This window comes from Roseibium sp. (assembly GCF_051016195.1).
GTDB lineage: Bacteria > Pseudomonadota > Alphaproteobacteria > Rhizobiales > Stappiaceae > Roseibium.
This window is the reverse complement of record NZ_CP134616.1, coordinates 2,899,608-2,921,207: the sequence shown is the minus strand read 5'-3', so window position 1 is coordinate 2,921,207 and position 21,600 is coordinate 2,899,608. Positions and strand designations below refer to the sequence as shown.

Here is a 21,600-nt window from a genome sequence, read left to right as displayed (position 1 = left end):
AACATGCACGTCGGCGGAAAACCGTCGCGGCACCATTGCGCACAATTGAATCCGGATAACCTAGTGCGGTGAATTTGAAGTTCGCATCATTGCTTCTGCAGACTCCCAAGCGAACTTCAAATTCAGGCGACTAGCAGCCCTCAGCATTGGTCGCATCCTGTCCTTCCAGAAGCTCTTGCTCAGACACCCTTATCATTGGCTGACCTGACATCCGGCTTCCAAGCCAGCCGAACTCTGTGCCCGCGTTTTCTATGCTGGGCACGATCGGTTCGGGTGGGATCTTCCTGGAGACGCCATTTTCGTATTCTGCAATTGCAAACCGGAAGATGTAGGTTGGGGACAGGCCGAGGCGATAGTCCGAGGCGACGATTCTGCCGTCGATCAGATCGGTTCTGACGAAGCCGTCACTGAACCAGATCATCTTCTGATACTCCGGATCATCTTCAACGCACGAGACAAGCGAAGCGTCATAGCTGTGCGTATAGACAACCGCATCTTCGTCGTTGTCGAACAGCGACACATAGAGATTGTGGTATTGACCGTCCGCCTGACCGATCACGCGCCACAGGAGCGTGTTGAAGGGCGTGACCACGGTCTGCACGTTGTTGACGTCTATGCCTTTCTTGGCAAAAACGGCTTTTCCCCGGGCGTGGATGTGATGCTGGACGGCGAGGCCCCAGATCAGGTAGCCGAAGCTGAATGTGAGCGTCACGGCCAGAACCTTCTTGAGACCATCAGACCATTTCGAGCTGGCGATTGCCCACGCGACGGCGGCAAGCAACGGAACGGTAAAAACGGGATCAATAATGAAGATGGACCCTGTCCCGACCGGATCGGGATGAAAGGGCCAGAAAACACGCGCGCCGTAGGCATTCATTGAATCAAGGAGCGCATGGGTTGTCAGACACAGGAAGACGGTCGCCCAGACTCGTTTGCGGTGATTCCTCAGGGATTTGAAACACCGGACGAGCAGCTCACCGATGACCGGCGTTGCAATGATGTGAATGAAGAAAGAGTGCGACCAGCCCCGATGATAGACAAATTGGTCAATCCGCGTCTCGAACGGGATCAGCACATCCAGGTCAGGCAGCGTCGCGATCAGTCCCCCGACCAGCACTGCTTTCCGCGGTCCCATTTTTGACCCGAGACACGCAGCGGAAATGGCTGCACCGAGTGTAAACTGTGTCAGCGAATCCATACTCTGCGCGCGCTCCGGAAGGGTGGATTGAAAGGCGGAAACACCGTCGTCCTTTCAAGGGCGATACGAGCCGCGCAGGTTATCATCCTGCATCGTCGGGCCGCACGCCCAAAAGACTGGTTCGCGCACCAGATAATATTTCTTTTCGTCTGGATAATCCAAGAACAGGCGGAAACACTATTCCGAAAAAACAAATAATATCGCACAGACCCAAAACTCTGGCTCTGACGAACTTCGGCGCTTGGAGCCTGAGATGTGCGTGCCAGTGGGCAGGCTGTTCCGTCCGCTTCGGCCCATCAGGCCGCGGCGATGGGTGCGAGCCGTCGAATGTGCGCGGTTATCCTTGTCACAGCGAAGCGATGGCATCCCGGATGCCCTTCAGATGCCGGCAGGGCGAACCACCGTCGGTTGACCGGGAACGATGTCCCACACCTCCCGGATCCGGCCCGCCACGACACGCCACACGACCACGACGTCCACCGTGATAGCCCTCTCCTCCAGTGTCAGGGTGTTGCGGGACTGGACGACGACCAGTTCCGGTCCGACGGGCGTCGCCGAAACCGGCTCGATCAGGCGGAGATGTCGAGATGATCCCTACGTTGTCAAACCCGGCAATTCCGGCACTGTGGCATCGGAATGATCGCACCGCCTTGATCTCGGTCACGCATGCTCCGTCCTCCGCAATGCGAAGTTCTATGGGCAGCGCTTTTTTTAAACGGCAGGGAGTTACCGCCAATGCGCAGATGACATATATTGCTTTGGAAGGACGAGTGATCATAACGAGACCGGAGACTGATGTGTCACCAGGCAAGAACCGCGTTGAAAGACTGATTGATGCGATCGGCGCAGAGTTCCAGTCTCATCTCATCGACTTGTGGAACACCTCCACGGTCTTTGATATTCAGGACGGCGCCGTTCAAAAGATGATCTCGCGCGAAGCGCCCTTTGGTGTCATTGGGATCAAGGTCCTAACGCGCAATCCGGGGGAGATAAATCGTCTTTTTGAGCACCAATGGAATTTCAGCATTGGCATCACCGGATGTGAATTCACGCTTTTGGATGTCGATTACCAGAACGACGTTTGGGTCGGTGATGCGAATTCGGCCGAGTTCGCCGGGCACGAGCACATTGCCTACAAATCCGTTGAACACATGATTGCCTTTCACGGTGACGATTTCGGCGTCGGAAAAGTCTTCATCGAGAAAATTGGGGCTCTCTGCCCCAGCCTGCTGGAAAAGCCGCCCTTGTTCTTTCGACTGCCGCGCAGGGCACCTCCCGCCTACAGATACACGGAAGCACCCAAGCCCGTTCGCGAGGCGCTGGGCCTTTCATCTGATAACCGCATGTTCCTGATTGAGGCGATGATCAAAGAACACGGGATTGACCCCTATGCGATCCTTCTGTCCTTCCATTCTGACGAAAACTTCTGGCTGGTTGATCTCCCCGAAGGACTTGTCGACCGCTACCAGCATGGCCTGATTGACCCGAGCCTTGGAGAACACCATTCAAATCTTGAGGTTGGGGCCTCCATTACAGCGGAGGCCTTGAGGAACAGGGTCCGGAAGCAGCCAAACAGCACCGAGCGCGATAGCGGCGTCTTTTTCTCCATGTCCGGAAGCGGGTCTGCGTCAGGTTTTTTGAACGGACTGAACTGACTTTACGTTGGCCGGGGTCGGCTTTTATGCTGCGGGTGTTCTGAACGACAATTTTGCGCAGCCGTTTTGGTCGGTCGCTGCTTCAACTCCTGCCGTTAAAAACAGACCTTCAAAACGCTGGAGGCAAATGACCGGGATACGGACCAAGCAGCCGGTCGTTCCTCCATTGGGGAGGTCCGTTTTCGTACGAGGATTGATATGCAGTAAATTTACTGCACTTTACATGCTGTAATTTTGCTGCATATCTGCTTCTGATGACGGATGACCAACTCGACCTTGTTTTTAAGGCTCTTTCTGACAGCACGCGTCGCCGCATCATCGAGCATCTGAGCAAACAACCTGCTCAATCATTGTTCGAAGTGTGCGCCGCGTCGGTTGCCGAAGATGGTATCGCCTTGTCCCGTCAAACAGTTTCCCAGCACCTCGCTGTTTTGGAGAGGGCTGGACTAATCAAGACTTCTTGGAAAGGGCGGACGAAAGCACATTCGTTGAGCATCCAAGAATGGCACATCGTGGCTGCGTCATGGCTCACACGATACAAACAGAACGGAGGAGAAACATGAAAATCTATGTGACAAACATCTTTGTCGATAACCAGGACAAAGCAGAAAAGTTTTATACCGACGTGCTCGGCTTCGCGGTGAAGAACAACATCTCCCTTGGCGAAAGTCGTTGGCTTACGGTTGTGTCTCCCGAAGAACCCGGAGGTACAGAGTTGTTACTTGAGCCAAGCGACCATCCGGCAGTGAAGCCCTACAAAGATGCACTCGTCGCTGACGGCATTCCCGCGCACTCCTTTCAGGTCCAGGACCTTGATGCGGAGCGGAAACGGTTAGGCGATTTGGGCGTTGAGTTTTCTGTGGAGCCCGTGGATGCAGGGCCTGTCCGCATGGCTGTTTTCGATGACACCTGTGGAAACCTGGTTCAATTGATCCAAATGATGGAAACAAACCAGTCACCAACGTGACGAAGACGGAGTATTCTCGACCTGAACCTTGACAGCAGTCGTTCGGTCGCAACGCAGCATCGGTTATTCCGGGCTCTGAGCGGAACTTCGCTGCTCATGGTACCAGCAACCGCTTTGCGCGCCCATTCCGGTCGTTCAACAATCCGGAAGCCTGTTCCGAAGCTGACATTTGTTCCGGATGCGGCAAATACGCTGGATGTACGGGAAGAGGGCATTCGCCGCAGTCATCACAAACCGCTCAGATTCGACATGTTTTGCATGGAGTATTCACAAGCCGACGAAGTTCCGGTTGAATTGCGGCACCGTCCCCTCGTCTACCAGCCGCTGGAACAGCGGCTGACTGGAGCCTTCATGCGCCTTCTTGCCTTCTCCGTTTCCGTTGCCCTTCTTTGTGCGCCCGCCTTGGCCGGCATCAAGGAAAAGGTCGCCGGCGTTGCACCGTCGGGTGTCGTGCTGGTGCTGGATGGCGGGGGCAATGAACTGGTGGCGCAAAACGCGGGGAAGTCCTTTGTCCCTGCGTCCGTCGCCAAGATCGTCACCGCATGGCTGGCGATGGAGGTTCTGGGCAGAGACCACCGGTTCCAGACCCGGTTTTACCTGGACAGCGACAGGGTGCTTTACGTGCGTGGCGGCGGTGATCCCTTCCTTGTCTCCGAAGAGCTTGCGCTGCTCGCGCCCGAGCTAGTCGCGGCAACCGGCAAGGAGCCATTCACAGGTATGGTTCTTGACGCAAGTTATTACCCTCAAGAGCTGCGCATCCCCGGCATCGAGGACACCGGCAGGGCGTATGACGCCCTCAACTCGGCGCTTGCGGTCAACTTCAACACGATCCATGCGGTAAAGAAGGGAAAGTCCGTCCGCTCCGCGGAACAGCAAACCCCGATCACGCCCCTGGCGGTGAGCCAGTTCCTGAAACGCGGTCCAAAGGGACGCGGCCGCATCAGCCTTGCCCAGGAAGACCCTTCCGTCGGCGTGCGCTACGCCGGCGAGCTTCTCGCCGTCTTTATCGAAAAAGCCGGCGGCAGCGTTGAAGGCGAAATATCGATCGGATCCATCCCCGAGGGACTTGAGCCCGTCTACGTGCACCGCCAGTCCCGTGCCCTGCCGGAGATCCTGACCCAGATGCTGCTGGGGTCGAACAACTATGTCGCCAACCAGATATTCCTGGAGGTGGGCGCACACCGTCTCGGCGGACCGGTCAGCCTTGCAAAGTCGCATAAAGTCGCGCAGGCGATCCTTGCCGAACATGGCATCACCGAGGGCATCGACCTCAAGGAGGGCTCGGGCATCAGCACCCGGAACCGCTTCTCGACCCAGGGCCTTGCAAGGGTGCTGGCAGAGTTTGCGCCGAACGCCGAGTTGCTCCCCAGGACTAAGGCCGGATCGCGCTACAAGACAGGCACGATCCCCGGTGTGAAAGCCTTGGCAGGATACGTGAACACCACCAAATACGGCCTGGTGCCCTTCGTGATCTCGCTCGGCGGCAAGACGGGAAAGACCCGGTTCCGCCTGCTCAGGGCCCTCGAGCTCGGCCTCTAGGGTACGGCGTCCTACCCTATGCATATCCTCCTGAAAACAAAGTCATGTCGTGCACGGTGCGTTGATGGTATCCAGGTTCATGCCGTCGGTCCGGGTCTGTTGAAGAGGCACCGCCACGCAAACAGTTGCAACGCGGTCTGCGCGAGGCCGATTGCCATGTACCCGGAAACCAGCGTCATCTTCAGGCCGGTTGAGTTCCGGCAGGTATAGGACGAGAGTAGTCAACTGTGAACCCCTTCCATCCTGGAGGCTTTGCGGGGCTTGGCGCCTCCTGGAAGAGCCAGTCGCCGGTCATTCGGGGTGTGGTGATGATGTGTGCCTCGACCGTCGCCTTTGCGGTCATGCACTTTTCTGTCCGGGTCGCGTCCAGCGAACTTCATCCCTTTCAGATCGCCTTCTTTCGCAACCTGTTCGGCCTCGCCTTTCTTGTGCCCTTGCTGATCGGGCCGGGATTTGTGCAGATGCGGACAAGCCGGTTCGGCCTTCATGCGCTGCGCGGGGTCGTGAACATAGCGGCGATGTTCCTGTTTTTCACTGCATTGGCCATAACGCCGCTCGCAAAGGTCACCGCGCTTGGTTTCACAGCTCCGATCTTTACCTCGGTCCTGAGCGTCCTGATCTTCAAGGAAAAGATCCGGCTGAGAAGATGGACCGCGATCGGCCTCGGCTTCGTCGGCATGCTGATCATCCTGCGGCCGGGCCTGGCCGTCGTGGAAACCGGATCCCTGCTGGTCATCGCCGCGGCGCTGCTGTGGTCGCTTGCCCTGATCATCGTCAAGAGCCTGTCGCGCACGGAGAGCAGCGTCGCCATTGTCGCCTGGATGGGGATCTTCCTGTCGGTTTTTTCGGTCGGTCCGGCCCTTTGGGTCTGGAAGGACCCGACCCTTTGGGCTTGGGGCTGGCTGCTGTTCATCGGTTTTGCCGGATCGGTCGCGCAGGTCTGCCTGAGCCAGGCCTTGAAGGAAACGGAGCCAACCGCAGTCATGCCCTTCGACTTCCTGAAGCTGATCTGGGCGGCGCTGCTGGCGTTCTGGTTCCTGGGAGAAATCCCCGACGAGATGACATTTATCGGAGCTGCGGTGATATTCTGCTCTGGCCTTTATGTTGCGCAGCGGGAACGGGCTGCCGCCAGGGCCGGCAAATAGTCGGGCAGCATGCCGAATGAACCACTTTCGTCATCAAATGATGCGTTGTTTGGAAGATGCACCCTAGATAAAGCTGATCGTTGCGCCCGGCAGATCGATGCCGTCGAGCCGGGTGGTCCAGTGGTCACCTGGCAAGATCGGCGCGGCATCAGTCAGGGTGCCGGTGGTAACGATTTCTCCCGCGCTCAGCTGCGGTGCATCGGTGTCTGCTGCCAGTGTGTCCAGGAGATGACCAAGCGCCGTGAGCGGACTGTCCAGAACGTCCGCGCCGCAGCCCGTAAGCCGCTCGCCGCGCGACCCCTCAAGCACCACGCGAAAGCGCGGCAGTTGTTCGATAACTGGTCGCGTCAGCGGCAGTCTCGGGCCGAGATAGAGCGCGCCATGCAAGCCAAAAGCGGCGGCACAGTCTGCGTCGGAAAAGCGCCAGCCGGGGAAAGATGAAAATACGACCTCAAACCCGTGTGACACCCAGTCGATGCACCCGGCAAGCTCGGTCTCGCTCATCCCCGCCCGGGGCGCGGACTTCAGGCCAAAGACAATCTCGGGCTCAAGCCGCGGCTCAGGCAGTATTGGTAATCTGTGCGGCCCTTCACCGATATCATGCAGGGTCGTATCCCAAACCGGCCCCCACATCGGGCCCGTGACGTCGTAGAGCGGCCAGATCGTGCGGTTTGTGAAACCGATCTTGCGGCCCACCCTCCGCTCTCCCCGGGCCTCGCGCAGTGCGGTGACCCTGTGGGCGATGCAATACGCCGTTTCCGCGTCAAAAGCCGGGTCGCGAACGGTAAAAGGCGTAATCTGGCGGCCCGTGTCATAGGCCTCAAGCAGTTTGGCGGCAAAGGCCTCAATCGTGGCATGTTCCATCGTAGCCGACATCCAGTTAACTCCTTCCAGTGCCATGCGAGACGGTCGCCGCTTTGCCCGCTCTTTTCAACTCCGCGGCGGCCAGGCATTTGTCGCTTGGTGCTCTGCCCGGGCCTTGACGGCACTCCGTTCCAATGACCGCCAATGGTCGCGAGTCGCCAAACACGTCGTTCAATCGAATGTCCACTATCGCCGTTTTCCGGCATTGGCAAACATTCTCCTCCCGGTCTCTTTCCAGTTACTCGGGCAAGTGTCAGTGGGTACCAATATTCTCCCGGTCTTCGAGCTCTTCACCGACGATAAAGATCTGCGTTCGCCTGCGGCACCGGTGTGTCGATGGACAAAACGATAGCCACTGCTCCAGCTCCTGAAATCACCAGAGCACTACTGTCAGTTGATCAGGCCCAAACGATCGCCCGTCCCCACCCAAGCCCAGACAAGCACACCTTCCAATCAAGCCCGGTACGCCGGCAAAGGCGCCCGGTCCTGGAGGTCGATCATCCGGCGCAGCATGGTTTCCGTGACCGAGTGGCGGATAGCGGCGGCGGTGGGGGCTTCGTAGAGATTGGTGAGTTCGTGCGGGTCGCTCTCAAGGTCGTAGAGCTCGTTCCAGTCCTCGCCTTCGCGCAGCGACATACGGTAGCGGTCCGTGACGACCGTGCGCACGCGCTGGGGGCGATCGAAGCCGGTCATGGTGCGCTGGCTGTCTTCTTCCACCACGATCGCCTCCGGCGCCTGCGTGGTGATCAGATCCCGGCCCTGGAGGCCATTGAAGGGCTGGATGCCGGCCCGGGCCAGGATGGTGGCGGCAATGTCGATGGACGAGGCCAGCCCCGTGTCGACCGGGCGATGGGCCGGGCTTGCCGGATCGTACCAGAGGAACGGCACCCGGATGATCCCCTGGTAGTGCAGCAGCAGTTTCAGCATCAGGCCATGATCGCCCATGTAGTCGCCGTGATCGGAGGTGAAGACGACCACCGTATCCTCTGCCAGCCCCAAGGTTTCGAGGCGCTTTAGCACCCGCCCGATGGCGTCGTCGATCATGGTGATCATGCCGTAGGTGAGAGCGATGATCGCCCGCGCCTCGTCCTCGGTCACGGCGAACGGGTTCTGGTTGTCTCTCGGGTCGGTGCCCTTCTCCATTGCCTCCTGCATCGCCCGGATCGGCGGCAGATCGCCCTTTCCGAACGAGACCGGCAACTCCATTCCGGCGGGATCATACATGTCCCAGTAGCGCCCCGGCGGCGTGAACGGGTGATGCGGGTCCGGGAAGGACATCTGCAGGAAGAACGGCGCGTCCGCTCCGGCCTGCGCCTTGAGCCAGGCTTCCGACCGGTCGGCGATCCAGGAGGTGGAGTATAGTTCCTCGGGCACGGCCGTGCGCCAGGCCTGCGGTGCTGTGATGCGATTATCGGGCAGCGCGTTTTCCGGGCCGGTCAGAGCGTCGAAATCCGGGGTCTGCGCACGCGCCCACAACAGGTAGTCGCCCGAGGCCTGATCACCATGGTCGGCGGCGACCTCGACGTGGCCGAAGCCGTAGAAGTCCCCTTTCAGCCGCTCGGCCAGGGGCGTGTCCCAGTTGGGCGCGACCTCGAGATCGTAGTCGGGTGAATGGCGGTTGTTCTTGTAAGCATCGCGCAGATGTGCCGACGGGGAGGTCAAGCCTTCCCGCGCCTCGAAACGGTTGGTGGCGGGCAGACCGGTAAAGCTCTGCAGGTGGGATTTCCCGATCAGGCCGGTGCTGTATCCGGCATCGCGGAGGAGCTCGACAAAGGTGGTGTGATCCTTCGACAGGGGAATGCCGTTGTGGCGCGCGCCATGCACCGAGCACATGCGCCCGGTCATGATCGAGGCCCGGTTGGGCATGCAGATCGGGTTGGCGACGTAAAAGCGCTCCCACCTTGTGCCGCCGGCCGCGATGCTGTCGATATTGGGCGTTTTCACCACCTTGTTGCCGTAACAGCCGAGGTGATCAGCCCGATGCTGATCGGTGATGATGAACAGGAAATTGGGTCTCTTGGTCATTCGGACGCCTCGGAAGTCGCGGCTTTCGCCCGGCCGGCATGGATATCGAACGCGATCAGCGCAAGTCCGATGGCGATGGCGGGCAGGTGGATCATCGGATCGGTGGCAAGGCAGGCGAAAGCCGCCACGAAGCGGACAACGATCTCCGGCACTGTCAGCCTGCGCCGGTCGAAGCCGGACAGGGCCGAGGAGAACAGCCAGATGCAGAAGCAGGTGCGGGCCACGATCCACAAGAACGGCAACAGGCTGAATTCCTCGATGATCAGGATTGTCGGGTAGAAGGCGAAGATGAACGGAATGATGAATTTCGCCATACCCAGCCGGAACGACATGAACGCGGTCAGCAGCGGGTTGGCCCGGGCGATCGGGGCCGCCGCATACGCGGCAATCGCAACCGGTGGGGTGAGCGACGAGGCGACACCGTAGTAGAAGACAAACATGTGCGCGGTCAGCATCGAGACGCCGAGTTCCTGAATGGCCGGCCCCATCACCAGGATGATGATCAGGTAGGCGGGCAGCGTCGGCATGCCCATGCCGAGGATCAGCGCCCCGGCCATGGCGACGAGCAGTGCGGAAAACAGGCTTTCGCCCCGGATACTGGCGATGACATTGGCGAGTTTCAGTCCGAGGCCGGTGCTGTCGAGTGAGCCCACGAGGATGCCGATGGCGGCAATCGCGATCAGCAGTGTCGCCCCGGATTCGGCCCCCTTCAGAAAGGACTTCCAGAGACGGGCCGGATCGCTGCGCACTTCCGGGTTGATGACCGACAGCACCAGCAGCACCACGACGGCGTAGAAGCCGGCGGCGGAGGTGGAGAGCCCGGCCACCAGCGATCCGATGACCACGAGGATCGGCCCGATGAAAAGCACGGAGTTGACCAGATCGGTCCGGGTGATCTCATCGTCGACGGTCATTTCCTGAACCTCGATACCCTGGCGGCGGGCCTCGACCGTCACGGCGGCGAACAGGCTGAAATAGTAGAACAGAGCAGGAAGCAGGGCAGCGACAATGATGTTGAGATACCCGGCACCCGTGAGGTCGGCCATGACCAGGGCCGCGGCCCCCATGATCGGTGGCATGATTTGACCGCCGGATGATGCCGTTGCCTCGATCCCGGCGGCGAAGGTGGGTGAAAAGCCGCGCTTCTTGATCATCGGGATGGTGAAAGTGCCGGTGCCGACGATATTGGCCACGGTCGAACCCGACATGGTGCCAAACATGGACGAGGCCAGGATGGCGGCATGTGCCGGACCGCCCCGGGTGCGGCGGGTGGCGAGGAAGGCGAATTTCAGCAGGGTGTCGCCCGCCCCGGTGCCTTCCAGCAGCACACCGAAGATGATGAAAATGAAAACCGTGCTGAGCACGATGTTGGTGATCGAGCCGAACACACCCTTGTTGGTGTTGTACCAGAGCGCCTCGGCGACCTCCTTCAGCGAAAAGCCCGAATGGGCCAGGATGCCGGGCAGGTCCTGCCCGAAGAGAAGATAGACCACTCCGAACGTGCCGACACAGAAGAGGCCCCATCCCCACAGCCGGCGGCAGAGTTCCAGGAACACGACCAGACCGGCCAGCGCGGGCCAGGCATCGCGGTTGGTCACGTCATAGAGCGCAGTCTCCATTTCGGTCTGGACGAAATAGAACGACCAGATCGACCAGAGCCCGGCGACGATCAGCCCGACGTCAAGAACGAGGTGAAGGGGTGTGGTCCCCCCTCGCCGCTTCTGCGAAACCGAGACGGCGACGATCAGCGCAAGCCCGAAACCGGCGGCCCGGTGCAGCTTGGGGTCGATCAGGCCGACACCTGAACTGTAGAGCGTAATCAGACCCAGGGCGCAGCAGGACAGGGCCGCTGCAAAGCCGAACAGGCGGGTCGTGACGCCGGCAAAGGGAGCCGCATCGGTCATGGCGAAGCATCGCTTTTCAATGGAGTTCGGAGGTGCTGCCGGGTAACAGGTGACCCGCCGCCCGGCAGTCACGAGCGGTCAAGGGCGCAAGGCATCCGGTATCGCGATGCCTGCCTCGTCATAATAACGGACGGCACCTGGATGCAGCGGCACATTGACAGACGTGAAGGCGGTGTCCTTGGTCACGTCCTTGAGGAAGAACGCGGTGTTGTGGACCTCGTTCAGGTTCTCCCAGAACGCCTTCGTTGCTTCGTAGACGACGTCATCGTCGACACCGGCATGGGTACCGACGAATTGTGTGAAGCCGAGCGCCGTGATCTCGCCTTCGGTCAGCTGGCCCTTGTAGACGTCACCCTCGAACTGCAGCATGCCGCGGCCCGGCCGGCCGAACAGGGCCTGCATCTCTTCGCTTTCAACCTTGTCTTCGGGGATCGACAGCACCCGGAACTCACCGCTGAGGCCAAACCGTTCGATATTGGCCGAGCCGATTTCGGCAGGACGCACCATCATGTCGATCTTGCCGTCGGCAAGCGCAGCGTAGCCCTCACCCCAGCTCAGCCGAACGGCAGTGTAGTCCTCTCCGGCCACGTAGCCGGTGATGATCTTGATCAGCGCTTCCGACGTGGCGGAGGCCGACCCGGCGGGCGGTCCGGTGAACACGGTCTTGCCCTTGATGTCTTCCCAGCTTTCGATCCCGGACCCGGCCAGCGTCACCGGGTGATAGGCACCGGCCTTGAAACCGAGAATGGCGCGGATATTCTTGGCGAGTTCCGGTGCGCCTTCGATTTTTTCGTACATCCGCTTCTGGCCAGCCATCAGGTTGACCAGCGACGGCACCGTCGAAAAGAAATCAATGTCACCCTTCGCACCCTTGAGCATGGACTTGGTCAGGGTCTGACCCGCATTGACCTGGATCTCCACGCCCGACTTGCCCGCCTGGTTGGCGAACGCCACGAACATGGTGTGGACCGGGTCGCCGACACCGGCGGTTTCTCCCTTGAAGATCTGCGCGGACACGGCCCCTTGCATCGCCAGCACAAGGGTTGCGCCCAGGATTGCCCGGCCGAGTGACTTGAAATGAAACATGCTATCCTCCCATAGACGTTTCGCTGACGTTACCAAGTCCGATTGATATGGAATAATCAAACTTTTGGGCTTATACATACCAGTCAGTTATGAAACTCGATCCCAAGCATCTGGCCCAACTCTCGGTTGTTGTCGAAGCGGGCTCCTTCCAGTCCGCCGCCAATCGGCTCGGCACGACACAGCCTGCGCTCAGCCGGAACATGAAGGCCCTGGAGGCACGGCTGGGAGCACCCCTGTTCCAGCGCGAGGGGCGCCGGTCGATCCCCAACAACCTGGCCCTGCGACTGGCGCGGAACGGTCTGGCCATCCGGCTGGCCGAGGAACAGGCCGGGATCGTTGCCGACCAGTCGGCAAAGGGCTCGGTCGGAGAACTGCGCATCGGCGCACCGCCGATCGTCTCGGGCCGGTTCCTGAGCAACGCACTGACGCAGTTCATCAAGGCCAATCCCAATTGCAGTGTCGAAATCCGCACCGGGCTGGTTCATGAACTCAGGACCATGCTGGAACGCGGACAGGTCGATCTCGTCTTCGGCCCGGAAAGTCTGGCCGAACCGGTCGACGGGCTGGTGTTCGAAGAACTGATCGACGACGGCGTCGGCGTGATGTGCCGGTCGAGCCATCCGCTGGCCACGCGCAAGCGCATCATGGCGTCGGATCTGGAAGCGCAGGTCTGGCTTGCCCATTCCCGCGGCAGCCTTCTGCGTCAGCAGACCGAAGCCGCCATGATCGCGTCCGGCGTCCGCTCAATGCAGATCGGTTGCGAGACGGATTCCATCCGCTCGGTTCTGGAGATCGTTTCCGAAACCGACCTGATCACGACCATGCCGAAGGCCACCACCGCTTCCTATCTGGAGAACCGCCTGGTGTTTCTGCCCTTCGACCACCCACAATTTCACCGCCCCCTCGGGGCGATCCGCCGGACGAACGCAAAGTCCAGCCCGATCGAGGACCGGTTCCTGAAGGTGCTGAAACAGAAGATTGCCCGCGATCAGCACCTGTGAATTCCGTTTCACTGGGCTCAGGAAGATCAGACGCGCACGGTTCACACCTGCTTTCAGGTTTCCGTGCGTGCCTCAGTCCTGTGTCTCCTTGCGCCCTAGGGTATGGACCCAATAATTTAGATGAATTGGTAGGGATGAATTTGTTCGGATACGAGGCGCAAAGCTGCGGGAAACCGTCCGGTTTCCAAAGTTTTGCAACGACGTTGCCGGGCAAATCCACCCTATCCCTACGGGCCGCAAAACGGCTTCGGTCTGCTTCGTCAAACCACTCAACCGGGCAGTAAGCCCGCTTGTCGCGCTTTTCCTTGCAACTCATCGCCGTTCGCTGCACCAATTCAACCAAATTGATGGGCCCTGACCCTAATGCGGTGAATTTGAAGTTCGTTCGAAGACCGCTGCAAAATGAGTCGAACTTCAGATTCAGGTGACTAGTTTCCCGAAACGCTGTCGACGTTCCCGAAAATGCCCTCCAGTCGCTCCAGCACGCTGGAGGGCAGGGCAGGCTGCGCCAGCGCGTCAAGGTTTTCGCGGAGATGGTCTCGGGATCCTGTTCCGGTCAGGACGACGTCCAAACCGGGTTCATGGCGGCAGAACCGGTAAGCAGCCTCGATAATGGTTGAAGAAACAGCAGGGGTCAGCAGAAACCCCAGCGGATTTTCGAGATCCACAGTGTCCGGGTCGATTTCACCGGTCGCTATCAACGCGCGCACAATTTCTTCAGCGGCAGCATGACTGCCAAGCGCGCGACGGACGGCGAACATCACCAGCGTGCCAACCCGCTTTTCCTGGGCCATCGGCAAAACAGATTTGCGGGCTGATGGGTTGAGGAAATTGAAACCGGTCATCACGACGTCCCAGTGATCGTCCTGAAGCGCGGTCTGCAGCATCTCGTGGCGCGTGTCGTGAATGAACCGCTCCGTGAGACCCAGAAAACGTATCTTGCCCTGCTCCCGGAGCTTCAAAAGAGCAGGTACCAGTTCCGATCTGCAATAGGCGTACTGACCCGGCATAACGCCGTGCAGGTGCAGGATATCGATGCGGTCTGTCTTCAGTCGTCTCAAGCAGTTTTCAACCAGCCGGACAAAGTCTTCCCCTCCGAGATAGTCTGTTCCCAAGGGAGACGTGCCCGGGGTCACGATCCCGAGTTTGGTCGACAGGACAATCTCGTCACGGCAGCTGGAAACGGCCTCGCCGACGATCTCCTCCGTGCCATAGGCTGCCGCTGTGTCGATCAGGGTCACACCCGCATCGATCGCTGTCCTGACCAGGGCGACCGACTGATCGAAACTCTGACCATAGGACTGGCCCAGACGGGAGTGTCCGCCGCAGCCGAGACCCGCCACGCCGACTTCAAGTCCGGTTCGGCCCAACACCACAATTTCCAGCTTGATTTCCTCCGATCAGATGATTGCAACGGGTGCGGAATGTCCGGTCACCGATCCTTTGTCGGGGTCCGCCGGACCGGCAGGACCCGGGACGTTGATGTCGTAAGTTCCAGGACATCCCCAAACAGGCTCAACCTGCCGGAATCTCGCCCATGACTTTGGGAACATGATAGCCTTTTTGCACGGCGTCGCGCGCCAACAGGCGCTGGTACCAGGATCTGACGTTGGGATACTTCGTCAGATCGACCTGCTGCCATTCGTATCTGGAAATCCAGGGCCAGCAGGCCATGTCCGCAATCGAATAGTCGCCGACGATATAGTCCTGACCGGCCAACTGGTTGTCGAGCACGCCATAAAGCCGCTGGACTTCGGCTGCATACCGCTCTTCGGCATATTCCGCCTTGCCCTGATTGAAATGAAGGAAGTGGTGAGCCTGACCCGCCATCGGTCCGAGGCCACCCATCTGCCACATCAGCCATTCCATGACCTTGATCTTCTCCAGAGGCTCTGACGGGAGAAATTTTCCATATTTTTCAGCGAGGTACCACATGATCGCACCGGATTCCATCAGGGACACGCCGGTCTCGCGATCCACAATCGCGGGGATCTTGTTGTTTGGGCTGATTTTCAGAAAGTCGGGCGCTTTCTGGTCGCCCTGTCCAATGTTGATCGGGTGAACTTCATAGTCGACACCCAACTCTTCAAGGAGAATGGAAACCTTGCGCCCGTTGGGCGTTGTCCATGTGTAAAGATCTATCATGATTGCAGGGTCCGTTATGTTTTTGCGGCAAGATCGAGCGAAGGGTCGTCCGTCGCCCAGGGGCTGAAGGGGGCAGGTATCAGGATCTTGTTTTCCTGGCTGATCTGGAGCGGACGCGTCTTCTTGACGTATTCCTTCCAGCGCGGGTCGGCTGTCAGGCGCGCGCGCCGGTCTGTTCGCTCGCTCATGTCCTTGTAGGCCCACATGTGAACAATCTGGTGCAGGGCGCCGATTTCGGTCGAAAAATAGCCGACCATGCGACCGAGGATCGGACGCTGGATCGCGAGTCCTTCTTCTTCATAGAGTTTCAGATACTCGGGCACTGCGCCGATCTGCAGTGAGTAGGTGCGTTGTTCAATGATCATGGTATGTCAGCCTTTGGGTGTCGCTTCACCCTGTTTGCGAGCAGCAGACAGGGACTGGGTGGGTGTCAAGGCTTCCGGATCGACCTTGAGCTCGATCAGATATCCGGTTTCGGACTGACGGGCACGGCCGAGCGCCTCACCAAACTGGTCCGTGCGCGTGATGACCTCGCCGGGAACGCCGAATGCCTTGGCATAGGTGACGAAATCGGGATTGGTCAGATCGGTCGACATCACCCGTCCAGGGTGCGTGCGCTCCTGGTGCATGCGGATCGTGCCATACATCCCGTTATTGACCACCAGATAAATGATGCGCAGGCCATAGCGTGCCGCCGTCGCCATTTCCTGTGCCGTCATCAGAAAACATCCGTCACCGGCGAGGCACACAACAGTGCGGTCCCGGTGCACCAGTTTGGCGGCGATTGCCGCAGGTACTGCATAGCCCATGGATCCGCTTGTCGGTGCCAACTGAGTGCGGTACTTGAGGTGATTATGGAACCGGTGCAGCCAGACCGTGTAGTTGCCCGCCCCGTTGGTGTAGATCGTATCGACCGGCAATGCCGTCGAAGCATGGCGGATGATTTCCGCCATGTTCAGTTCACCGGGCACATCCGTCGGAACGAGAAAGTCCTCATAGTCGGCCCGGAAACCTGCTGTCCAGTCTGACCACCGGCCTTTCCCGGCAGGAAGTTGCAGCATTGCCTGCAAAAATGTCTCCGGATCCGAGACGATCGGAAGATCCGGCGCATAAACGTGCCCCAGTTCGTCCGGACCGGGATGGACATGAACAAATGCCATCTGCGGGACTGGGGCGTCGATCAGCGAATAGCCCTGGGTTGTCATCTCCCCGAACCGGCTGCCGATCGTGATCAGGAGATCGACGTCCTCCCTTATCTTCTTGCGCAAGGCAGGATTGGGAGCGATTCCAACGACACCCCCGTAATTGGGATGTGAGTTGTCGATGTAGTCCTGGCAGCGGAACGACGTGACAACCGGCAAGTCAAGCTGCGAGGATACCCGTGCAGCCAGTGCGGCGGCGTCCGCGCTCCAGCCCGGACCACCCAGAACCAGCAGCGGACGGTGCGCCTGTTCAAGCAGTTCTCCGAATTGGGCCATTTCAGCAGCATTCGGCGCGCTGCGGACTGGTTGCGCCGGGCGGGCATCACGGACGCTGGCATGATCGGACAGAACATCTTCGGGAAGTGCAAGAACGACGGGGCCGGGTCTTCCCGAGGTCGCCACATGCCATGCCCGCGACAGATATTCGGGGATCCGGGAAGCATCTTCGATCTGGGCAACCCATTTTGCCATTTCTCCGAACATGCGCCGGTAGTCCATTTCCTGAAAAGCTTCTCGGTCCATCATCGTGCGGGCAACCTGCCCGATGAGTACGATCATCGGAGAGCTGTCCTGAAATGCCGTGTGCACGCCATTGCAGGCATTTGTCGCGCCCGGGCCACGCGTCACCGCGCAAATGCCGGGCCTGCCGGTCAGCTTCGCGTAGGCATCGGCCATGTTGGATGCGCCGCTTTCATGACGGCAGGTGATCACCTCGATCTGGTCCCGATGATCATACAATCCATCCAGAAGCTCCAGAAAGCTCTCGCCCGGAACACAAAAGAGTTTTTCCGCACCCAGTATCGCAAGCTGGTCCGCCAGGATGCGGCCGCCATGCCGCTCCCGGGGAGACGCAACGCCTGATTTCGGATCGTGGTTCGACATGGTTCAGATGCTCCGGATCATTCCGCCGTCAACGCGGGTCATCTGGCCGGTTACGTAGCCAGCCGGTTCGGAAAGAAGGAAAGCGGCAACTGCGGCGAATTCTTCCGGTTTGCCATAGCGCTTTATCGGTAGCGAGGCCGCGATCTCTGAGCGGACCTGTTCCAGTGTCTTTCCTTCACGCCCTGCGCGCGCCGTGTCCAACTGGCCAACGCGTGCGGTGTCGATCTTTCCAGGCAGGATCATGTTGACCGTGATGCCGCTGCCCGCGACCTCGGCGGACAGGGTCTTGCAGAACCCTGCGACCGCTCCGCGAATGGTGTTGGAAACGGCAAGGTTCGGAATGGGCTGGATCACACCGCTCGATCCGATCGCGAGGATCCGCCCCCAACCTTTCGCTTTCATGGGCTCCGCGGCAGCCTCAATGACCTGGATGATCGAAAAGAGCAGCATCTGGGCAGACTTTTGCCACACCTCCGGAGCGACGCCTGTCGACACGGACGGGGGCGGACCGCCCGCATTGGCGACGTGCATGTCCGGCTGGAATTCATTGCGCACACGCGCGGCAAACGTCGCAACGGCAGCGGGATCGGAAAGATCGACGGAAACGGCGGTGGCTTTGGTTCCGAACTCTCGCGACAGGTTTTGGGCGTTGGCCTGGAGTGCCTCCTCGTTTCTGGCCGCCAGAACGAGATCTGCGCCCTCTTCAGCGAGTTTCCGTGCGATGGCTTCTCCCAATCCCTGGGAGGCGCCCAGCACAAGGGCTGTCTTCCCTTTGATACCAAGATCCATTGAATTCCTATTTGGTTGTTTGCGGCGCGCGGCCGCGACGCAGTTGAAGAACGGCCAGTCCAATTCCGGCCAAGATCATCCCGACGGCAAGCACTGGCCGGATTGTGCCCGGCATCAAGAAGACCGGGTAGGCCATGATCACGAGCAGCAGCGACGGGTAATACCGGGTCCATGCCGCCTTACCGCGATGCTTCTGATAGAGCGGAAAGAAAACCGAGAAACAGGCGAGCAAAAGGAAAAACAGCGACCAGGGCCGGCTCAGAAACACCATTACGTCATCGGAGCGCGCGAAAACCTGCGAAAGCCTGGCTTCGGCGATCCCGCCGAGTACCACGCCAAGCACCAGCGGAACGATCGGAAATCCGAGTGCGCGCATCAGGAAGCCGACAATGCCGAAAAAGAAGAGCGTCCACATGTCCCAAGTGACGTTGTTCAAGGCGAACATGCCGAGGGCGCAGTAGAACAGGATCACTGCCGACAGCATGTAGAGCTTGACCTTTGTAATCAAGACGAAGCCGCGTACGGTTACCGATTGCAGCGCAAGCATCATGAAATTGGCGACAAAAAACGCCAGGAAAATCGCGTATGCGATTGTCGGTTCGTCGGTGATGAAGGACGGGCTGGGGATGACATCGTGGATCAACAGCGCTCCCAGCATGATCGCCGTCATAATATCGCCCGGCAGTCCGAGGGCCATCATCACGATCAGGGCACCGCCGGCCGTCGCGTTATTTGCAGCTTCGGGCGCGATGATACCGTCGATCGCTCCCTTGCCGAACTGGTCGTGTTCCTTTGACGTCTTCTTGGACTGGTCGTAGGCAAGGACATTAGAGATCGTGCTCCCCGCCGCCGGAAGCACTCCGACGAAGACACCTATGGCCGACGAACGAAGCACGTTGCCCCATCGGCGCAGGACTTCGCGCGCCGCGCCGAGGTAGTCGATATGGACCGCATGCGCTTCACCGCCCAGTGGCTGGTGCGCCTTTTCACGGCTCTTCACGTCCCCCAGAAGGCGTCCGAACGCAAAAATGCCAACCAGCACCGGCAAGAAGGCGAAACCCTGCTCAGCGGCATCAATTCCGAAGGTAAACCGGGGCTGACCGAACACGACGTCCGAACCGACGGTCGCGACAAGCAGGCCCAGGAGACCGGACATCAGTCCCTTGACCATCTGGTCGCCTGCCAGGCTTGCCGTCACGGTCAGTGCAAAAATGATCAGCGAAAAGTAGTCGACCGGCTGAAACTCAAGTCCGATGAGCGCCAACTGCGGGGCCACCAGCATGAGAACGATCGCCGCGAACACACCCCCGAAAAAACTGGACCAGATGCCGATACCGAGAGCCAGGCCCGGTTTGCCCGATCGGGCAAGCGGATACCCGTCAAAGGTCGTGGCAACGGAAGACGGCGTGCCGGGTATTCCCGTCAGGATCCCGGACATCAGACCGCCCGACAGGCCGCCGACATAGACCGCGATCATGGTCGCAAGACCTTGTACGGGTGACATGGAAAACGTGAAGGGCAGCACCAAGACGACGGCCATGGCAATCGTGAAACCGGGGACGGCACCTGCAAGAAGACCGGCGAACGTGCCCGCCATCATCAGCATCATCGTTGTCAGCGTGAACAGCTCGGGAGCCGCGAGTGCAATGTTCTCGAACATGATCAGTAGACCCTAAGGATGGTGCCCTCGGGCAGAACAACACCCAGCGCAAGTGAGAATATCGACCACATGCCAACCACGAAAACGGCGGAGATCGCGATATGCAACACCATCTGGCGCGGTTGCCATCCTCCCAGGACGCACAACGTCAGGAATACATAGAGCAACCCGCCCAACAGCATGCCGAGAAGCGGCATCAGATAAAGGAACCCGAAGAACAGCACGAAGCAAAGAAAAGGGTTGGTGTTGTCCCTGAGCCAGCCTTTGAGGTCTGAAAACGTCGCTGCTTCGAGACCGGACGTCTGAGACTGGATCAGCAACACAAGCGACAGAATCCCGAGCGGTATCAGGATCACCCTCGGCCAGGTCCAGGAAGCCAACTGATTGAACATCGGTTCAGGCAGCGAGTAGCTCGCCGCATACATCACGACGACAAGCACGAGGAAAAAAACCGCAACGAAAAAATCGCGATTCAAGGTCATGAAAGCCCCCAACGCCAGGAAGAGTGCCCGCGCCGTGACGGCGCGGGCGTTGACCGGTTCTATTGAAAGCGTCCGACTTTCAGCTCTTTTGCCGCGTCAAGAAATTCGCCTTCCGTGTCTTTCCACCAGGCGGCGTATTCCTCCGGACCGAGATACAGAACCTCTGTTCCCTTGGCAGCTTGCTCGGCCACGAAATCCGCGTCCTCGGTCGGTCCCTTGAACACTCCGGCCCAGTAGTCGACGAACTCCTGCGGGGTGCCTTTCGGCAGCATGATACCCCGCGTCAGGGAGTAGGTCATGTCAACGCCCAGTTCCTTCAGCGTCGGCACGTCCGGGATCAGGTCGCTGCGTTCGTCGGCGGCAATGGCGAAGGCTTTCAGCGCGCCGTCATCGCGCTGGGTGCGCGCGGCGGCCATGTTAATGCCGCCCAGGTCGATCGATCCGTTCAAGAGACCGGTGATACGGCCGGCGGTGCCGCCCTGGAACGGGACGTACTGATAGTCCGTGCCGGTCTTCGAACCGAGCATGATCCAGAGGAAATGGCTTGTCGCACCCATGGACACACCTGTCGGAATGCCGCCCGGATTTGCTTTTGCCGCAGCCAGCATGTCTTCAAGGCTGTCGTACTCGACGTGTCCGCCCGCCCCGATGATCTCCGGCGTATCGGTTAGCATGGCGACCGGCTCGAACCCGTCCCAGCTGAAATCGGTCACCCCGTTGATGTAGTTGACCACCAGGTGCTGGTGGATCGCAAACAGGGTGCATCCGTCCGGCTTGGCCGCGTGCGCTTCCTTGGCGCCGGCTCCCCCACCCTGGCCCGGAATTGTCACTACCTTGATTTTGACGGGTGAAGCGGAGGCCTCGATCGCCTTCTCGAAAATACCGAAAATCACGGCAGTACCGCCACCTGGACCCCAGGGCACGATCAGCTTGGCGGTCGAGCACGGCAGATCTGCGGCCTGCACGGGCGAGGTTGAAACCGCGAGAGTCGCAGCAAATGCAACAGCGGTCGCCCTCAGATGAGTCAGATTTAACTTCATGGTGAACCTCCCATTT

General features: G+C 59.6%; 20 protein-coding genes. 7 read left to right on the top strand and 13 right to left on the bottom strand.

All coding sequences use genetic code 11. The features are described 5' to 3' along the window. Window positions 1-130: 130 nt before the first annotated feature. A complete protein-coding gene (locus tag RDA78_RS13455; RefSeq protein ID WP_434055805.1) occupies window positions 131-1,198 on the bottom strand; it encodes a metal-dependent hydrolase in 1,068 nt (355 codons plus the stop codon). A 421-nt stretch (window positions 1,199-1,619) separates the two neighbouring features. On the opposite strand from RDA78_RS13455, the gene RDA78_RS13450 reads away from it, so the two are divergent. The 6 genes from RDA78_RS13450 (at window position 1,620) to RDA78_RS13425 (ending at window position 6,504) form a co-directional block, all read left to right on the top strand. Next, window positions 1,620-1,838, top strand: coding sequence for a hypothetical protein (locus RDA78_RS13450; protein WP_434055804.1), 219 nt, complete (start codon window positions 1,620-1,622; stop codon window positions 1,836-1,838). Window positions 1,839-1,968: 130 nt separating this feature from the next. Further along, the gene (locus RDA78_RS13445) at window positions 1,969-2,853 is read left to right on the top strand and encodes a hypothetical protein (RefSeq protein ID WP_434055803.1); all 885 of its coding nucleotides are present in this window, start codon (window positions 1,969-1,971) and stop codon (window positions 2,851-2,853) included. 254 nt (window positions 2,854-3,107) lie between these two features. Next, window positions 3,108-3,416, top strand: coding sequence for an ArsR/SmtB family transcription factor (locus RDA78_RS13440; RefSeq protein ID WP_434052612.1), 309 nt, complete (start codon window positions 3,108-3,110; stop codon window positions 3,414-3,416). Continuing rightward, on the top strand, window positions 3,413-3,820 hold the full coding sequence (locus RDA78_RS13435) for a VOC family protein (protein ID WP_434052611.1): 408 nt from the start codon (window positions 3,413-3,415) through the stop codon (window positions 3,818-3,820). The genes RDA78_RS13440 and RDA78_RS13435 overlap by 4 nt, the downstream gene beginning before the upstream one ends. 96 nt (window positions 3,821-3,916) lie before the next feature. Continuing rightward, window positions 3,917-5,359, top strand: coding sequence for a D-alanyl-D-alanine carboxypeptidase/D-alanyl-D-alanine-endopeptidase (locus RDA78_RS13430; RefSeq protein ID WP_434055802.1), 1,443 nt, complete (start codon window positions 3,917-3,919; stop codon window positions 5,357-5,359). A gap of 227 nt (window positions 5,360-5,586) precedes the next feature. Further along, on the top strand, window positions 5,587-6,504 hold the full coding sequence (locus RDA78_RS13425; RefSeq protein ID WP_434055801.1) for a DMT family transporter: 918 nt from the start codon (window positions 5,587-5,589) through the stop codon (window positions 6,502-6,504). A 63-nt stretch (window positions 6,505-6,567) separates the two neighbouring features. Here the strand turns inward: RDA78_RS13425 and RDA78_RS13420 are convergent, their stop codons facing one another. The 4 genes from RDA78_RS13420 to RDA78_RS13405 all read right to left on the bottom strand — a co-directional run bounded on the left by RDA78_RS13420 (window position 6,568) and on the right by RDA78_RS13405 (window position 12,383). Next, on the bottom strand, window positions 6,568-7,380 hold the full coding sequence (locus RDA78_RS13420) for a 2-keto-4-pentenoate hydratase (protein ID WP_434055800.1): 813 nt from the start codon (window positions 7,378-7,380) through the stop codon (window positions 6,568-6,570). 441 nt (window positions 7,381-7,821) lie between these two features. Further along, window positions 7,822-9,393 carry a sulfatase family protein gene (locus RDA78_RS13415; protein WP_434055799.1) on the bottom strand — a complete coding sequence of 524 codons (1,572 nt, stop codon included), beginning with the start codon at window positions 9,391-9,393 and terminating at the stop codon, window positions 7,822-7,824. Next, on the bottom strand, window positions 9,390-11,297 hold the full coding sequence (locus RDA78_RS13410) for a TRAP transporter permease (RefSeq protein ID WP_434055798.1): 1,908 nt from the start codon (window positions 11,295-11,297) through the stop codon (window positions 9,390-9,392). The genes RDA78_RS13415 and RDA78_RS13410 overlap by 4 nt, the downstream gene beginning before the upstream one ends. A gap of 78 nt (window positions 11,298-11,375) precedes the next feature. Beyond that, window positions 11,376-12,383 carry a TAXI family TRAP transporter solute-binding subunit gene (locus RDA78_RS13405; RefSeq protein WP_434055797.1) on the bottom strand — a complete coding sequence of 336 codons (1,008 nt, stop codon included), beginning with the start codon at window positions 12,381-12,383 and terminating at the stop codon, window positions 11,376-11,378. A gap of 89 nt (window positions 12,384-12,472) precedes the next feature. Between RDA78_RS13405 and RDA78_RS13400 the strand changes: the two genes are divergently transcribed. Next, the gene (locus RDA78_RS13400) at window positions 12,473-13,384 is read left to right on the top strand and encodes a LysR family transcriptional regulator (protein ID WP_434055796.1); all 912 of its coding nucleotides are present in this window, start codon (window positions 12,473-12,475) and stop codon (window positions 13,382-13,384) included. A 428-nt stretch (window positions 13,385-13,812) separates the two neighbouring features. Here the strand turns inward: RDA78_RS13400 and RDA78_RS13395 are convergent, their stop codons facing one another. The 8 genes from RDA78_RS13395 to RDA78_RS13360 all read right to left on the bottom strand — a co-directional run bounded on the left by RDA78_RS13395 (window position 13,813) and on the right by RDA78_RS13360 (window position 21,584). Next, complete coding sequence (locus tag RDA78_RS13395; protein WP_434055795.1) at window positions 13,813-14,757, bottom strand: aldo/keto reductase; 945 nt, start codon at window positions 14,755-14,757, stop codon at window positions 13,813-13,815. 142 nt (window positions 14,758-14,899) lie between these two features. Then, window positions 14,900-15,529 carry a glutathione S-transferase family protein gene (locus RDA78_RS13390; RefSeq protein ID WP_434055794.1) on the bottom strand — a complete coding sequence of 210 codons (630 nt, stop codon included), beginning with the start codon at window positions 15,527-15,529 and terminating at the stop codon, window positions 14,900-14,902. A gap of 14 nt (window positions 15,530-15,543) precedes the next feature. Continuing rightward, window positions 15,544-15,894, bottom strand: a complete 351-nt coding sequence (locus RDA78_RS13385) for an NIPSNAP family protein (RefSeq protein WP_434055793.1) — start codon at window positions 15,892-15,894, stop codon at window positions 15,544-15,546. Between the two features lie 6 nt (window positions 15,895-15,900). Beyond that, a complete protein-coding gene (locus RDA78_RS13380) occupies window positions 15,901-17,613 on the bottom strand; it encodes a thiamine pyrophosphate-binding protein (RefSeq protein WP_434055792.1) in 1,713 nt (570 codons plus the stop codon). Between the two features lie 3 nt (window positions 17,614-17,616). Next, a complete protein-coding gene (locus tag RDA78_RS13375; protein ID WP_434055791.1) occupies window positions 17,617-18,402 on the bottom strand; it encodes an SDR family oxidoreductase in 786 nt (261 codons plus the stop codon). Window positions 18,403-18,409: 7 nt separating this feature from the next. After that, window positions 18,410-20,062, bottom strand: a complete 1,653-nt coding sequence (locus RDA78_RS13370; RefSeq protein WP_434055790.1) for a tripartite tricarboxylate transporter permease — start codon at window positions 20,060-20,062, stop codon at window positions 18,410-18,412. A gap of 2 nt (window positions 20,063-20,064) precedes the next feature. Then, complete coding sequence (locus RDA78_RS13365) at window positions 20,065-20,544, bottom strand: tripartite tricarboxylate transporter TctB family protein (protein ID WP_434055789.1); 480 nt, start codon at window positions 20,542-20,544, stop codon at window positions 20,065-20,067. A 59-nt stretch (window positions 20,545-20,603) separates the two neighbouring features. Beyond that, window positions 20,604-21,584: a Bug family tripartite tricarboxylate transporter substrate binding protein gene (locus tag RDA78_RS13360; protein WP_434055788.1), complete on the bottom strand. Its 981-nt coding sequence runs from the start codon at window positions 21,582-21,584 to the stop codon at window positions 20,604-20,606. Between the last annotated feature and the right edge of the window lie 16 nt (window positions 21,585-21,600).

Bases quoted from the DNA above. Each gene is read 5' to 3' on its own strand.
- RDA78_RS13360 (WP_434055788.1), bottom strand. From the start codon at position 21,584: ATGAAGTTAAATCTGACTCATCTGAGGGCGACCGCTGTTGCATTTGCT.
- RDA78_RS13375 (WP_434055791.1), bottom strand. From the start codon at position 18,402: ATGGATCTTGGTATCAAAGGGAAGACAGCCCTTGTGCTGGGCGCCTCC.
- RDA78_RS13400 (WP_434055796.1), top strand. From the start codon at position 12,473: ATGAAACTCGATCCCAAGCATCTGGCCCAACTCTCGGTTGTTGTCGAA.
- RDA78_RS13405 (WP_434055797.1), bottom strand. From the start codon at position 12,383: ATGTTTCATTTCAAGTCACTCGGCCGGGCAATCCTGGGCGCAACCCTT.
- RDA78_RS13390 (WP_434055794.1), bottom strand. From the start codon at position 15,529: ATGATAGATCTTTACACATGGACAACGCCCAACGGGCGCAAGGTTTCC.
- RDA78_RS13370 (WP_434055790.1), bottom strand. From the start codon at position 20,062: ATGTTCGAGAACATTGCACTCGCGGCTCCCGAGCTGTTCACGCTGACA.
- RDA78_RS13455 (WP_434055805.1), bottom strand. From the start codon at position 1,198: ATGGATTCGCTGACACAGTTTACACTCGGTGCAGCCATTTCCGCTGCG.
- RDA78_RS13380 (WP_434055792.1), bottom strand. From the start codon at position 17,613: ATGTCGAACCACGATCCGAAATCAGGCGTTGCGTCTCCCCGGGAGCGG.
- RDA78_RS13420 (WP_434055800.1), bottom strand. From the start codon at position 7,380: ATGTCGGCTACGATGGAACATGCCACGATTGAGGCCTTTGCCGCCAAA.
- RDA78_RS13435 (WP_434052611.1), top strand. From the start codon at position 3,413: ATGAAAATCTATGTGACAAACATCTTTGTCGATAACCAGGACAAAGCA.
- RDA78_RS13440 (WP_434052612.1), top strand. From the start codon at position 3,108: ATGACGGATGACCAACTCGACCTTGTTTTTAAGGCTCTTTCTGACAGC.
- RDA78_RS13430 (WP_434055802.1), top strand. From the start codon at position 3,917: ATGGTACCAGCAACCGCTTTGCGCGCCCATTCCGGTCGTTCAACAATC.
- RDA78_RS13415 (WP_434055799.1), bottom strand. From the start codon at position 9,393: ATGACCAAGAGACCCAATTTCCTGTTCATCATCACCGATCAGCATCGG.
- RDA78_RS13410 (WP_434055798.1), bottom strand. From the start codon at position 11,297: ATGACCGATGCGGCTCCCTTTGCCGGCGTCACGACCCGCCTGTTCGGC.
- RDA78_RS13385 (WP_434055793.1), bottom strand. From the start codon at position 15,894: ATGATCATTGAACAACGCACCTACTCACTGCAGATCGGCGCAGTGCCC.
- RDA78_RS13365 (WP_434055789.1), bottom strand. From the start codon at position 20,544: ATGACCTTGAATCGCGATTTTTTCGTTGCGGTTTTTTTCCTCGTGCTT.
- RDA78_RS13450 (WP_434055804.1), top strand. From the start codon at position 1,620: ATGTCCCACACCTCCCGGATCCGGCCCGCCACGACACGCCACACGACC.